This is a genomic window from Treponema socranskii subsp. buccale (assembly GCF_024181585.1).
GTDB lineage: Bacteria > Spirochaetota > Spirochaetia > Treponematales > Treponemataceae > Treponema_D > Treponema_D buccale.
In genome coordinates this window covers 941,978-956,793 of the sequence record NZ_CP054258.1, presented here as the reverse complement: position 1 = coordinate 956,793, position 14,816 = coordinate 941,978, and the positions used below count along the sequence as shown (strand labels likewise).

The following is a 14,816-nucleotide window of genomic DNA, read 5'->3' as shown; positions in this document are numbered from 1 at the left end:
ATCGTATTTTATTAATATTAATTTCCGCCCTTACGGGTATAGGATGCGAGTCCTCCGGCAAGCAGGATTAAGCGGCTGCGCTTGGCAAGCTCGTTCGTACCGCCGATTTTTTTTCCGTTGACGGATATTTCGAACGGACATCCCGTCTTCAGCGCTTCGGCGATATTTCCGATTTCAAGCACATCGTTTTGCCCGATCGCTTCATAATCGGCGGGGTTTGCAAATTCGATAGGAATGATACCGTAGTTTACGAGATTCGCTTTATGAATGCGCGCAAAGCTTTTTGCGATGACCGCACGCACGCCGAGATACATCGGGCCGAGAGCTGCATGTTCGCGTGAAGACCCCTGTCCGTAATTTTCGCCTGCGACGATAAAACAGCCGGCAAAACGCATTCGCTCCGCACGGTCGTAAAAAGTTTCATCGATGCGCGAAAAAGTGAATTTGCTTATCTCGGGGATATTCGAACGGAACGGAAGCACTTTCGTTCCCGCCGGCATGATATCGTCGGTCGAAATATTGTCGCCCGCTTTCAGCAGCACCGGCAATTTGAGGGACGACGCGCACGGCGGACAGGGCGGACATTTTTTGATATTCGGTCCGCGGATAACTTCGACTTTTTCCGCTTTTTCCTGCGGGAGCGGCGGGATGAGCATGCCTTCGTCTTTCGCAGCTTTTTTAATAATTTTTGCATCGAGCCGGGCGTCGTTTCCGTCGAGAAGACTCACGCGGCGAGAGCGCACGTATGCGCGGTCGGTATACGAAAGCGTTTCGGCTTCGGTGACGACGCCCGTAACCGCGGATGCGGCGGCCGTTTCGGGGGAAACAAGGTAAACCTTTGCATCGGCCGTTCCGCTTCTGCCTTTAAAATTGCGGTTGAACGTGCGAAGCGATACCCCTTCGCTGTTCGGCGCAAAGCCCATACCGATGCACGGACCGCACGCGCTTTCAAGGATGCGGAAGCCCGCTTCGATGAGCGTGCCGAGTATACCCGCTTTTTCCGCCATCATGAGCGTCGCCCGGCTTCCCGGCGCTATGCCCGCTTCGACTCCCGGCGCTATGTGTTTGCCTTTGACGATCGCAGCGACCGTTTCCAAATCGTCGAGGGAACTGTTCGTACACGAACCGATGACGACCTGCGTTACCGCTTTGCCCGAAAGATTTTTTACCGCAGTGACGGCATCCGGAGAATGCGGCTGAGCGGCGAGCGCCGACAGTTTTGTCAAATCGATTTGAATGATTTTATCGTATTCGGCGCCGATGTCGGCTTCCAGTTTCGTCCAGTCTTTTGCCCTCCCCATCGACGCGAGAAAGGTTTTCGTCTTTGCGTCCGACGGGAAAATAGAACAGGTTGCGCCGAGTTCCGCACCCATATTCGTAATCGTCGCGCGCTGCGGAACGGTGAGCGTTTCGACGCCCGACCCGAAATATTCGTAAACCGCGCCGACTCCTCCTTTTACCGTTTCACGCCTCAGCACTTCGAGGATGATGTCTTTTGCGCTGACGCCTTTGCGAAGGCAGCCGGTGAGCTGTACGCCGAAGACTTTCGGCATCGCCAAGTGAAAGGCGCCGCCGCCCATTGCGACGGCGACGTCGAGTCCGCCCGCTCCGATCGCGATCATACCGATACCGCCGCCGGTCGGCGTGTGGCTGTCGCTGCCGAGCAGCGTTTTACCCGGCTTTCCGAAACGTTCGAGGTGTACTTGATGACAGATGCCGTTTCCCGGCCGTGAAAAATAAAGGCCGTATTTTTCGGCAACGCTCTGCAGATAACGGTGATCGTCCATATTTTTAAAATCGGTTTGCAGCGTGTTGTGATCGACGTAAGAAACGGAGAGTTCCGTTTTGACGCGGGGGACGCCGATCGTTTCGAATTGGAGATAAGTCATCGTTCCCGTCGCATCCTGCGTCAATGTTTGATCGATGCGGATCGCGATATCGTCTCCTCTCCGTATCGGCTCTCCCGGTACGAATTTCGTGTCGGGACATGCGTCGGGAATGATGTGTGCCTGCAATAATTTTTCCGTGAGCGTTAAGGACATAGCGTTACCTCGATGTTTTACACGGGACGTATTTTAGCAAATTTCGTACTTCTTTTCAACGCGCGGGAATTTTCGTCATCACTTTTTAAAAACGACATATTTTTGTCCGAAAAAATTCATCGCGGTAAAAACGATACTCCCCAAAACCATCGCGGCGTTATCCTGTATCTGTTTTGCATACGGAGAAAAAAGCAGGCGAATTGCGGGACGCGCGATACCGTAGCTGACGGCATAACAAAAAGCGATACACAGCACAAAACGCAGCGCTTCTTTTACATTCAAACGTTTTGAACGGAACGTAAAATATTTATTCAAAAAAAAACTGCAAACGCTGCCGACGATATAATTTGCAGCCGACGACAGCCAATAGCCGGCATGAAACGCATTATACAACACGAACATCACTGCCCAGCCGACGGCTGTATTCACGATTCCGACGATGATGAATTTTATCGGCTGGGAAAATTTTTTATCGAGCATATTAAAATCCGTCGATAAACGCTTTTTTATTTTCGAATTCGAATACGCGATAAAAATCGTCCGAATAAACCTGTCTGCCGTTTTTAAATACAGTCCGTTTCGGCGAGTCGGCATATTCTTTTTGAGTTACAAGGAAAAAAATCGGTTCATCCGATTTGTAATCATCGCGATAAAAACGCTTCGGCGTCAACCATAAATGACATTGAAATTTTTCCGGAATATAATCGACGCCGTCTATCGTATCGGGATACAGATTTCCGAATTCAAGTCTGCCGTCCGTCATCATCGTAAAGATATTCGCATTCCAAAACGTCGCGTAGCCGAAATCGTAGTTGTCATCGAGAAAGCGGCACACCGCACGCTTATCACTATTTCCGTCGGAAGTCAAAATATCGATATAGGTAATGAATGCTCCCGCAATGAGGACAACGGAAAGCGACAGACCGACAAGGTATTTTTTCAGCACGGAAAGGGTTTGACTTTCGAGAAACAGTGCAAAACACGGCACACAATACACAAGAGACGGAATAAAATATCGTTCGCCGTATTCGATATGAATTATCGCAAACGAATTCAAAACGATCATAACCGCCGTTATGATAAAGAAAAATCGCTTATGGGCAGATTCGTATTTTTTTATGCAGACGATAAAACAGACGATGAAGAAGATAAACGCGATATAGAGCATGACATTGTTTATCCCCGCAGGGCCGAACACAAGGGCATCGCTATGATAACCGAAGATTTCGAATACTGCACGATACACATCGGAAAAGTTTACGTCACCGATCGCATTAAACTTTTTATCGTTATATTTCAAAAAATAAAATAATTTTGAAAGCACCGACGAGTTCACGATATATCCGAAAGCGCTTACAAAAATATTCATGACGGCATAAAATACCGGTCTGTCTTTTATAAAAAAACGGGAAAAAGCGAACGATTCCTTTTTGTTGACAAGACGATAAACGGCACAAGAGAGGATTGCAACGGCAATCGGAAGCTGGAAATTCAAAACGTATCGTATACCGGACGCACCTGAAATAAAGGCAAGCGCGAAAAACAGTATGCAAAACGTTTTTCGTTTTTTTTCCGAAAGCTCCGAATATGCGAGCGATAAAAAGAATCCTATGTAAACAAAGCTCATCGCAATATGCGGAATATAATAATTTCCGAATTGTACCATCCCCCACATCACACGCGACCAAGGTACAAAAACAAACAGCGTACACAAAAGCTTTATCCACAGAGTTTTTACGCCGAGCGTTCCGAGCAAAAACCACAGCGAAAGCGGCAGCGCAAAACAGAGGATAATCGCGGAAACGACTTTTACCGTAATCCAACTCGACGTAAATGCAAACAGGGGTGCTGCGATAAGCTGTGTGTTTAAAAGGCGGAATTCGGTTGAATAATACCACGAGCGCGGCCAAAATGTTTTATGCGTAAAACATTCTTTTGCAAGCATGATTTCCGAGGCCATATCGCTGTCCATGTTTTGTATGCAGCGCGAAAAAGCGCAGACTGCCGTCAAAAACGCCGCTGCGATAAAAAACTGCACGATCAAAATTATTTTCGTTTTTTTTGAAAATTTAACAAAAAACAAAGCATCGAAAAAAATAACCGTAAAAACGGGAAATCCGATGAACGGCGTAATTTTCTGACGGATCATTGCAGGATTCAACGGTCGATGCAAAACTTTCGTTTCGATAAGGTTTTGAATAAATGTAAAAATCTGCGGGGAATATGCGATCACAACGACGCTTGCGATAAAAGCCGCCGTCGATACGATCAAAAGCGTTACATCTTTTTTTTCGAAAAAGCGTTCATTTCCGTTTGCTCCCTTTATATTTCCGTTTTGCTGTCGTCAAGCACGGTTTCAATAATATAGCGCGGACGACGCTTCGTTTCCAAATAGATTTTTCCGATGTATTCGCCGAGTACACCGATCGACATTTGAATCAAGCCGCCGATAGCCCAAATCGAAACGGCAAGCGACGACCAGCCGACGATCGTTTTGCCGGTAAAGTGCCGAATTAAAAAATAGATGAGCATTCCGATGCTCGCCAAAAAGATAAAAAATCCGAGTGCAGTGATTATCCGCATCGGCTTTACTGAAAGAGACGTAATCCCCTGTACCGCAAAGGCTATCATCTTTTTCAGCGGATACTTACTGACACCGGCAACGCGCTCGTTCCGTCCGTAGTAAACCGAATCCTGACGATAGCCGATAGAAGGAATGATTCCGCGAAGATAAAGGTTTACTTCCGTGTATTCCGATAAACCGTACAATGCACGGCGGCTCATCAGGCGGTAATCGGCATGATTGAAAATAATATTTTTAGGATTGTCCGAAAAAAAGCGTAAAAACCTGTAAAAACTTTCGGCGGTAAATCGTTTGAAAAACGTATCCCGTTTCCGTTCCGATCGTACGCCGTATACGATATCCGCCCCGTCAAGAAATTTTAAAATCATTTCATCGGCGGCGTTTATATCATCCTGCAAATCCGCATCCATTGAAATAACCGCATCGGCTTTTTCTTTTGCGGTCATAAGCCCCGCCAACAGTGCATTTTGATGTCCTCTGTTTGCAGCAAGCTTTACACCGCAAAAAGTCGGATCTTCAGCTGCGAGATTTTGAATGATATGCCACGTATTATCGGATGAACCGTCGTCGACAAAATAAACTTTATAAAACGCAATCGATTTAAATCGGTCGTCGGCTTTAAGGGCTGCAAGTTTTTGTTTTAACGCATCGGCGGTTTTCGGAAGAGCGGCTTCTTCATTATAACAAGGCAGTACAAACGCCAACGTCATTTTTTTCATGGTACTGCATATGAGTATATATATATATATATATATATATATGTCAATGATACGCAGCGTTTGCCCCTGCACTTAGAAGCGAATCCGTGCTATACTCGCCGTCATGGAAAATTCCTCCGCGACGCGCAGCTTTGAAAGATGGCTCGATTCTTTTATCAATTTCGAAAAGCTTCCGCAAAAAAATATGTTTTGGCTCGACACGATGCGTTTTTTTTGCGAACGGCTCGGACATCCGGAAGCCTCATCTCCGTGCTTTCACGTCGCCGGTTCAAAGGGCAAAGGTTCGGTTTCAAAGATGATCGCATGCATTTTACAGGAAGCGGGTTTTTCCGTCGGCCTGTATACGTCTCCGCACGTACTCGATTTTCGTGAACGCATCTCACGCCCCGACGGCTTTTTCGACGATGCCGTATACGAAGGCGCAGCAGCGGAACTGATGCATGCGGTACAGTCGGCAGAAACCGAAAAAAAAATCCCGCGCCCCGTTACATGGTTCGAACTTGCGACGCTCTACGCGTTTTTGTGCTTTCGCCGCGCGCGCACCGATTGGAACGTATTTGAAGTCGGATTGGGCGGCAGGCTCGACGCGACAAACGTCGTCACGCCGAAACTCTGCTGCATCACGCCGATCGAACTCGAGCACACCGAATACCTCGGCGACACGCTTGAAAAAATCGCCGCCGAAAAAGCGGGCATCATAAAACCTTTCGTTCCCGTCATCGTTTCGCACCAAGCGACGCATTCTGTCTACCGAGTATTTCAAAAAACCGCCCGAAGCCTCGCTGCGCCGTGCACTTTTGTAGACGATATGATACGATTTCGAGAAATTTCTTACACGAATGATTACCGCCTGAATCTATGTTTCGAAAGTCCGCTGTTTTCCCGCCCCGTGCAAACAACGCTGCACATGCTCGGTCCGGTACAGGCGCAAAACGCAGCCCAAGCCGCCCTCGCGGTAAAAACGGCGCTTCCCTCGCTCGACGAAGCCCTTATCGAAAAGGGACTCGCAAAGGCAAGCCTTCCCGCCCGCTTTGAAATCGTGCCGTACCGCAATGCCGTCGTCGTCTTTGACGGAGCGCATACGGTTTCGAGCATGCAAAATACGCTTTCAGTCCTTACCGCACTCTTCCCGTCCCGCCCTCGCCGGCTGCTTTTTGCGCTTGCAGCCGACAAAAACGCCGAAGCGATTGCCCGTCTTTTTCGCGGCACATTTCATTCGATTACGCTGACAAAACCGGGGTTTACAAAACACGGCGACATAGAACGCGCAGAGGCCGCCTGTAAAAATGCCGGCCTTTCGTTTACCTGTGAAAGCGATTTTGAAAAAGCGGTACGAAGCGCATTTAAAGAAGCCGAAGCGGCTCCCGCCGTCCTGCTCGTTTCAGGCTCTTTTTACCTCGCCGCCGATGCGAAGCGCGTTATGCATTTTTGTTAATGTTCCGCGCGTCTTTGTAAAAACGCATGAGCACGCAAAACGTCATTCATCTTTGTTTGGTATTCCCTGCCCTGCGATTTGTACCATTCGAGAACATCGGTATCGATCTGCAAATGAATTTCCGTTTTTTTCGCTTCGCGCCATTCGGGATGAACTTCATACCATGGACGAAATTTTGCGAGTTCCTCTTTTGTCTGCTTCGGGCAATCAGGATCGTCTTCTGCAGTACCGGCACGAACCTGAGCTGCTGCGCGGCGGATAACATTCTTTTCTTCTTCGGTAAGCGGATTTTTTTTCACTTCATCGAGCGTCATAGTTATTAAAGTATTCATCGATTTCCTCCTTTTCCGCAAGGCGCGCAGAAATAATTCTGACTCTATTTTCATCCACTTCCGTATAAACAACAAAAAGAATATCATCAACCATACCGATTACATCCCATCTCTCTTCATCGAATGTTGAATGCTGTGAATCATATTTTTCAATACGTTTGTTGTCGGAAAAAACTTTAACCGCTATTCGGAACGAGATCCCGTTATGTTTTTCAATATTGCGCTTTTCTTTATCCGGATCCCACTCAAATGATAACACCTTCCGCATCCTCTGCCGCTATCAGTATACACCATAATCGTGTACGCAAACAAGATTTTCCGCGCTACACTTCCGTGCGAGGCACGCGCTTTGCGATGCCCGTCAAAATCTCATACGAAATCGTGCCGGAAGCCTTTGCGATGTCCGCCGCCGTTTGCAGCGCGCCGGAATTTTCAGGGCCGAATATGACGGCTTTATCCCAGCGATGCACTCCACCTGAGCCGACATCGACCATACATTGATCCATACAGATGCGCCCGACGACGGGATAATTTTTTCCGTTGATCGCAACGCACAAACCGGGAGACAAGCTCCGCGGCAATCCGTCGGCGTAACCGATCGGAAGCGTTGCGACGGCGGTATCGCATTCGGCAGTCCACGTGCGGTTATACGAAACCGCCTCCCCTTTTTTTATCGATTTGATCGCAACGACTTCGCTTTCAAGAGCCATCACGGGCTCAAGCGTACACGGCTTTCCCCGCTCGGCACAGTAAGCGCCGTCGATACTCCCGTCAAAATAGCCGTACATGGCGATTCCCGGCCGCACCATATCGAGCTGCATTTCCGGCCGATCGAGCAGCGCCGCAGACGCCGCGCAGTGCCGGATGCCCGGATCGATGCCTTCGTCTTCGATCGATTTGACGGCGCGCATAAAATGCGAAAATTGATCGTCCGTATACCGCCTTGCTTCATCATCCGTTTCATCCGCCGAAGAAAAATGCGTACACACACCTCCGAGTGTAAGGTGCGGCAAGTTTACGATGCGCTTTGCAAAACGCGAAGCTTCATCGACGGAACATCCGATGCGGCGCATACCGGTATCGACTGCAATGTGCACGGAAAATTTTCCCGAAGCGTATTTTCCGGCAGCGACATTGAAAAGTTCCGCATACGCTTCGTCGCACACGAGAGGGGTAAGCTTATACAAAACGGCGTCTTTCATTTCATCCGGCGTACACAGACTTAAAAGTAAAATCGGAGAGGCGATGCCGCTTTCGCGGAGTTCGATCCCTTCGTCTACGGTCGCGACCGCACAAAAGGATGCACCGCAAGCGAGCGCCGTCTTTGCGGCAAAAACCGCACCCGAACCGTAGCCGTTCGCTTTTACCGCAGCGCAGATTTTCACATCGTTTTTAAGAAAAGATTTAACGACGGAAAGATTGTGTATCAAATTGTTTTTATAAACGACCGCCCGCGTACTTCTCATAGTACGCCTATTTTAGATAGACAGCGCCTTTTGGGCAAGAGCGAAAAAATCCGAGCAGTGCGCAGGATTTTTTCGCGTCTCCTATGAGAGAAAAACGGCTTGGCCGTTTTTCCACTCCAGACTTCAAAAATAAATTCCGAGCAGTGCGCGACTTGCAACGAGCGCGGAGCGCGAAGTTCCCCGCGCAACTTGCAACGAGCGCGAAGCGCGAAGTTCCCCGCGCAGGATTTTTTCGCGTCTCCTATGAGAGAAAAACGGCTTGGCCGTTTTTCCACTCCAGACTTCAAAAATAAATTCCGAGCAGTGCGCCACTTGCAACGAGCGCGAAGCGCGAAGTTCCCCGCGCAACTTGCAACGAGCGCGGAGCGCGAAGTTCCCCGCGCAACTTGCAACGAGCGCGGAGCGCGAAGTTCCCCGCGCAGGATTTTTTCGCGTCTCCTATGAGAGAAAAACGGCTTGGCCGTTTTTCAACTCCCTGCTTAAAATCCAAATCATGGAAACTTGAGATTTTTTCGAAAAAACGATATACTGTCATTATAGGGAGCGAAACTGTCCGAAAACGTCGGTTTTCAGATGTATTGTGCATTCGATTTTTAAATTAATAATTTCAGCAAGGTATCGTATGATTAGTTTAAAGAACAGGCGCCGTCCGGTCACTTTGGCGGCATTGCTTTTTTCGGCGTTTTTATCGAGCGCGCATGCATCGGGCAAAGGCGCAAAATCGGCGGGCAAACAGCTTCCCGCACCGGCCGCGGAAGCGGCGGTCGAAACTCCGATCGAAGCACAGGAAACGCCGAGCCCCGACGTCATCGAACAAAACGAATTTTTAGCGAAAATTTCCGGCATCGCGTTAAATGTCGTTTCTTTTCCGAAGCAAACCGTAAAACACACCCCTTTTCTTTCAGCATATACGCTCCTCGTAAAAGACGCTGACGGAAAAGAAGTTTCCGGCATACCGATCACCGTTTCGTACCCCGCATCGCGTACGGACGATTCGATCGTCTACGACACAACCGTTTTGACGACCGACGAAAACGGACGGATTGAGTTTATGCCCGCCGTACCGACTTCATCGTTCGACGAAGTCGTAAGTTTTTATCCGACGCCCGTCAATTCGAACCCCGAAACCGTCGAAGCCGCCCGTGCCGTAAGCGTTACGGCGCCCTTCAAAGTCCGTACCGACTTGGTAAAAAAAAGCGGTATCCTCTACGTGTTCGATTTCGATGAAAAAGACCGCGCGCTTACCAATTCGCGTTACATTCTGAGAGACTTTATCAATTCCGGCGTCCGATCGGGAAACTCTCCCATCCCCTCTCCGAATTATCTGAACCGAAACATCGACGCTCTTTACAAAGCGACGCGCGCCATCGTCGGCGATTCGGCGAGCTTTATGGTATCGGGTTCGATAAAATTTGCCGCTCCTTTACAACGACAGGATAACGGTGCGTATGTGTGTACCCTCGTCGCGGACGTCGTATGCGTCAATATGAAAAACGGCGAAGTGTTGTATAAAACGCGGCAGACGGCATCGGAATCGGGGACATCGCAATATCTCGCCGCGGAAGCGTGCCGTAAAAAAATCGCATCGCAAACGGTGCACGCGATACTCTACGGAATGTAACGGTATTGAATGTCGCGTTTTAAAACCATGACCCAATAAAAAATGTGCTTACGGTAATTATTAATTTTCGGAAGGAGATGGTATGAAATACACCGATACGCGAGACGCAAGCATAAAAACCGATTTTCGAACCGCCGTCATGAGCGGCATGAATCCCTTAACCGGCGGTCTCTATATGCCCGAAGCGTTTCCGCACATCGATCGGGCGCTTATCAATAAAACGCCCGCCCCGTGTTTCCGCGATATCGCATTCAATATGGCAAAACCTTACGTCGAAGGTGAAATACCGGACGACGAACTCAAAGGCATTATCGAAGACGCGTATCCGTTTTCGCCGAAATTCATACCTCTCGATTCGATTACCTATGTACTCGAACTCTTTCACGGACCGACGTGCGCGTTTAAAGATTTCGGCGCCCGCTTTATGGCGCGTGTCATGTCGTTTTTTAATAAAACCGAAAAGGGTACGCTTCATATCCTCGTCGCGACTTCGGGCGATACGGGAAGCGCCGTGGGAAGCGCATTCCACAATGTGGCGGGTCTCGACGTGACGATCCTCTACCCCGAAGGAAAAGTGAGCGCCCTGCAGGAAAAACAGCTTTCAACCTTTACCGGAAACGTGCGAGCGCTCAAAGTGCGCGGTACTTTCGACGATTGCCAAAAGCTCGTCAAAAAAGCCTTTACCGATGCCGAATTGCGAAAAGATTTCCGGCTCTCTTCCGCAAATTCGATAAACATCGCGCGCCTTTTGCCGCAGAGTTTTTATTATATGTACGCTTCTCTCGCTTCTCGCGATCGGGCAAAGCTCGACAGCAAAATCGACGACCCTGCCGTCATCATGTCCGTCCCGTCGGGCAATTTCGGAAATCTCACGTCGGGACTCATCGCGCGCGAAATGGGAGCGCCGATCACCGGTTTCATCGCCGCGACAAATACGAATCACACCGTACCCGACTGGATCGCCACAGGAGAATACCGCGCCCGTGCGTCCGTCGAAACCTACGCAAACGCGATGGATGTCGGTGCGCCGAGCAATTACGAGCGCATCGCCGCAATGTATTCGCTCGAAGAAGTGCGAAGTCTCTTTGCGTCGTACTGGCTCGACAACAACGGCATCATGAACGCCGTCCGATCGTGCCACGCAAAAACGGGCTATATCACCGATCCGCACGGAGCTATCGCATGGAAAGCGTGGGACGACATCAAAAGCGGCTCCATGCAAAATCTCATGGGCGGCATCAAAGGCTCAAGCGAAAAGCCCGGCCTTACACCGAACGTCCCCGATTGGGCGCGCTTCGTCACTGAAAAAAAGAGCATCGGTATCATCCTCGAAACGGCCGATCCCGCAAAGTTCAGCAAGGTCGTCGCCGAAGCCTGCGGAAGAGAGCCTCCCATGCCCGACAGGCTCATGCAAGTGATGCAGCTCCCCGACAACGCCGTCCCGATGGAAAACGATTACGAAGCGTTCAAATCGTGGCTCACATCTCATTTGGCGTAAGAGACGAGGCTTTTGCGGAGTGAAGCGCCGCAGAGTACAGACGAAATGTTGTCCTGCAGTATCGGTGACGATTCGGCACACATAATCAATACGCGCCGTTGACACATTCCGCCGTTTTCGATATAGTGGTGTCGCTTTTGCGGTAGTCGTATAACGGCTCATTACCCCAGCCTTCCAAGCTGGAGACGAGGGTTCGACTCCCTTCTACCGCTTAGGAGACTGATTTGAAACTTTTCAAGTCAGTTTTTTTTACCGAATACATATCTAGCAAGCAAAGGGAGTCGAAGGCACAGTGCCGCGCGGCAGGCGCCGCGAAAAGACGGCATAGAACGTGACCGGTATAAAAATAAACACATTGCGGAACTCCGCAATAAATGATATTCTTATGTAAATACGCACGGTTATAAACTTTTTCGGAAATTGATTCGAAGTCTGCGAAAGCGGACACGTAGAATCAGTTCTTTGCAGAACGAGCCGAAGGCTCTAATTTCCTGCAAAAGTTTTATTGGAGCTAACTATGAAAGGAAAATTACTTATAAAACGGGTATATCTTCCGGCTGCGGACGACGACGGAGAGCGCTGTCTCGTAGATCGCCTGTGGCCGCGAGGACTGAAAAAAGAAGACGCCGCCATAGACGGCTGGTTCAAAGATATCGCGCCGTCGAACGAAATACGCAAAGATTTCAATCACGAACCGGAAAAATTTCCGGCATTTCGTGCCGCATACAAAAAGGAGCTTGCAAAAAACGATGAAGCGAAACAATTTGCACTCGAATGCGCACAAAAGCTTAAAACGAAAAACGTAACGTTGCTCTACGGCGCAAAGGATAGTGAAAACAATAACGCTGTCGTGCTTCGCGATTGGATTTTACAAAAAATTAAACAATAATATAAAATGCGCGCACTTTTATAAATCCGCTTTTTTCGCTACACTGCCGATATGAATTTTATTGCGCAAAAACTGCCTGAAGCGGGCGATACTGTCGTCGTTGGTCTTTCAGGCGGTGTCGATTCGACGGTTACAGCCCTGCTTCTCAAGCAAAAAGGCTGCAACGTCATCGGAGTGACGATGTCGCTGTGGAAAGGCGATGTACCCGAACTGCCCGACGGAAAAAAACTGCGTTCTTCCTGTTACGGTACCGATAAATCGGAAGATATAGCGGCGTGTGAAAAATTCTGTAATGAAAACGGCATTCCTTATCGCGTCATAGACGTAAAAGACGAATATCAAAAACAAGTGGTCGATTATTTTAAAGCGGAGTACCGCGCAGGCAGGACGCCGAATCCGTGCATCCGCTGCAACAGTTTTGTTAAATTCGGCGCGCTGCTCGAAGGCGTGCAAAAGCAGGGCATCGACTACGATTATTTTTGTACCGGTCACTATGCGCGCATCGTGCGGCCGGAGGCGGGACTTTGGCATACCGATACGAAACCCGCAATGATTGCGACCGCGCTCGACAGCGCAAAGGATCAAACGTATTTTTTATATCGGATCCCGTCGGCGACGCTTGAAAAAGTGCGCTTTCCGCTTGCGGAGATCGAAAAAAAAGATGTGTTTCGTATCGCGAGGGAAAATAATCTCGCGGCTTCGGAAAAGGCCGAAAGCCAGGATTTCATCTCGCCCGAATATTTCGATGCGTTGTTTTCCGATAAAGAATCGATACCGGGCGACATCATCGATCTTGACGGACACGTGCTCGGCTGTCACCGCGGCATCGAACACTATACAATAGGGCAAAGGCGGGGCCTCGGCGTATCATCGGTGAAGCCTCTGTACGTCCATTCGATCGACGCGGAAAACAATCTCGTTATCCTTTCGGGAAGCGAAGATTTGGATGTACGTTCTCTCATCGCCGATGATTTTGTGTGGCCGGGCAATGTCGTACCGAACGCTCCCTTCGACGCGTTCGTAAAGATCCGCCTCGCATCCCGTCCGATACGGGCACGAGTAGAACCTTATACGGCGCAAAACGGGGAATCATTTGCCGGCACGCCGTACCGCATCGCGTTCCGGGAAACCGCACACGCCGCAGCGCCGGGACAGTCCGCCGTGCTCTACATCGACGGCGTTATCGCAGGGGGCGGCATTATCCGCAGAGCCGACAAAGGCATATGATACAAAGGCATGTGAGCGGGCGATTTCGGGTTGGAATTGCCATTTAACTTATTGACAAAGTAGGAAATAATATATATAGTCGCCGCTATCGGCAACACCGGCGTTCCGGTGTGCTTCATTTTCATACGGTTAGGGAAAACTTCGAAAACGGAAGTTTCCCAATTTTTTATGGGAGAAATCATGAAAAAGAGTATTTTAGCCATTGCAGCGGCCGCCGCGGTATCGGTCGGCTGCTCGAAAAAATCGGAAGCGAAAGTGCTGACGGTCGGTGCAACGCCCGAACCGCACGCGGCGATCCTCAATCTGCTCGTCGACGATCTTGCAAAAGAAGGCATTACGCTGAAAGTGCAGGAATTCACCGATTACGTCGTGCCGAACGAAGCGGTCGAATCGGGACAGATCGATGCGAATTATTTTCAGCATCTTCCGTATATGGAGTCGTTCAACAAAGAGCGCGGCTTTCATCTCGTAAGCGTTGCGGGCATCCACATCGAACCGCTCGCATTGTATTCGCACAAAATAAAAAGCGCGGACGATCTGCAAAACGGAGCGGTAATCGCGATTCCGAACGATCCGACGAACGAAGGACGAGCGTTGCTTTTGCTGCAGTCAAAGGGACTGATCAAACTCGACGATAAAGCCGGCCTCACCGCCGTTCCCGCCGACATCATCGAAAACCGCTTGAATCTCAAATTCCGCGAAATCGAAGCGGCCTCTCTTCCGCGCACGCTCGACGACGTCGACGCTGCGGTCATCAACGGAAATTACGCGCTTCCCGCCGGCCTCACCGCTTCGAAAGACGGACTCCTCGTCGAAGGTGCGGATTCACCCTATGTCAATATACTCTGCGTCAAAGACGGCTCACAAAACGACGAACGCATTAAAGCGCTTGTCAAAGCGATGACGAGCCAAAAGGTAAAAGATTACATAGCCGAACATTATCCGAACGGAGAAGTCGTCGCGGTGTTTTAACATCGAAGGCATCGAAAGATTTCGGTTTTTC

13 protein-coding genes and 1 tRNA gene are annotated in these 14,816 nt (G+C 49.5%); 7 read left to right on the top strand and 7 right to left on the bottom strand.

The genetic code is table 11. From position 1 onward, the window contains the following. Window positions 1-17: 17 nt before the first annotated feature. The 4 genes from HRI97_RS04235 to HRI97_RS04220 all read right to left on the bottom strand — a co-directional run bounded on the left by HRI97_RS04235 (window position 18) and on the right by HRI97_RS04220 (window position 5,345). On the bottom strand, window positions 18-2,042 hold the full coding sequence (locus tag HRI97_RS04235; RefSeq protein WP_253726825.1) for an aconitate hydratase: 2,025 nt from the start codon (window positions 2,040-2,042) through the stop codon (window positions 18-20). 78 nt (window positions 2,043-2,120) lie between these two features. After that, window positions 2,121-2,522: a GtrA family protein gene (locus tag HRI97_RS04230; RefSeq protein WP_253726823.1), complete on the bottom strand. Its 402-nt coding sequence runs from the start codon at window positions 2,520-2,522 to the stop codon at window positions 2,121-2,123. A gap of 1 nt (window position 2,523) precedes the next feature. Then, on the bottom strand, window positions 2,524-4,314 hold the full coding sequence (locus tag HRI97_RS04225; protein ID WP_253726821.1) for a hypothetical protein: 1,791 nt from the start codon (window positions 4,312-4,314) through the stop codon (window positions 2,524-2,526). A 50-nt stretch (window positions 4,315-4,364) separates the two neighbouring features. Further along, window positions 4,365-5,345, bottom strand: a complete 981-nt coding sequence (locus HRI97_RS04220; protein WP_253726819.1) for a glycosyltransferase family 2 protein — start codon at window positions 5,343-5,345, stop codon at window positions 4,365-4,367. Between the two features lie 103 nt (window positions 5,346-5,448). Between HRI97_RS04220 and HRI97_RS04215 the strand changes: the two genes are divergently transcribed. After that, on the top strand, window positions 5,449-6,780 hold the full coding sequence (locus HRI97_RS04215; protein ID WP_253726817.1) for a bifunctional folylpolyglutamate synthase/dihydrofolate synthase: 1,332 nt from the start codon (window positions 5,449-5,451) through the stop codon (window positions 6,778-6,780). Here the strand turns inward: HRI97_RS04215 and HRI97_RS04210 are convergent. From HRI97_RS04210 to alr, 3 genes are read right to left on the bottom strand one after another with little or no spacing between them, the layout of a single operon-like run. Further along, window positions 6,777-7,112 (bottom strand): BrnA antitoxin family protein, encoded by a 336-nt coding sequence (locus HRI97_RS04210; protein WP_016519678.1) that lies wholly within the window; start codon window positions 7,110-7,112, stop codon window positions 6,777-6,779. The genes HRI97_RS04215 and HRI97_RS04210 overlap by 4 nt on opposite strands. Further along, window positions 7,081-7,380: a BrnT family toxin gene (locus tag HRI97_RS04205; protein ID WP_180485720.1), complete on the bottom strand. Its 300-nt coding sequence runs from the start codon at window positions 7,378-7,380 to the stop codon at window positions 7,081-7,083. Before HRI97_RS04205 ends, HRI97_RS04210 begins: the two co-directional genes overlap by 32 nt. A 55-nt stretch (window positions 7,381-7,435) precedes the next feature. After that, window positions 7,436-8,578 (bottom strand): alanine racemase, encoded by a 1,143-nt coding sequence (gene alr, locus HRI97_RS04200; protein WP_253726815.1) that lies wholly within the window; start codon window positions 8,576-8,578, stop codon window positions 7,436-7,438. A gap of 622 nt (window positions 8,579-9,200) precedes the next feature. Here alr and HRI97_RS04195 point away from each other — a divergent pair. The 6 genes from HRI97_RS04195 (at window position 9,201) to HRI97_RS04170 (ending at window position 14,785) form a co-directional block, all read left to right on the top strand. After that, window positions 9,201-10,199 carry a hypothetical protein gene (locus tag HRI97_RS04195; RefSeq protein WP_253726813.1) on the top strand — a complete coding sequence of 333 codons (999 nt, stop codon included), beginning with the start codon at window positions 9,201-9,203 and terminating at the stop codon, window positions 10,197-10,199. Window positions 10,200-10,281: 82 nt separating this feature from the next. Beyond that, entirely contained in the window at window positions 10,282-11,697 is a 1,416-nt protein-coding gene (gene thrC / locus HRI97_RS04190; protein ID WP_253726811.1) for a threonine synthase, read from the top strand. A gap of 139 nt (window positions 11,698-11,836) precedes the next feature. Then, window positions 11,837-11,909 (top strand) — tRNA-Gly (locus tag HRI97_RS04185). 305 nt (window positions 11,910-12,214) lie between these two features. Then, window positions 12,215-12,586, top strand: coding sequence for a DUF488 domain-containing protein (locus HRI97_RS04180; RefSeq protein ID WP_253726809.1), 372 nt, complete (start codon window positions 12,215-12,217; stop codon window positions 12,584-12,586). Between the two features lie 51 nt (window positions 12,587-12,637). Beyond that, a complete protein-coding gene (mnmA, locus tag HRI97_RS04175; RefSeq protein ID WP_253726807.1) occupies window positions 12,638-13,813 on the top strand; it encodes a tRNA 2-thiouridine(34) synthase MnmA in 1,176 nt (391 codons plus the stop codon). Between the two features lie 180 nt (window positions 13,814-13,993). Continuing rightward, complete coding sequence (locus HRI97_RS04170) at window positions 13,994-14,785, top strand: MetQ/NlpA family ABC transporter substrate-binding protein (protein ID WP_253726805.1); 792 nt, start codon at window positions 13,994-13,996, stop codon at window positions 14,783-14,785. Window positions 14,786-14,816: the final 31 nt, after the last annotated feature.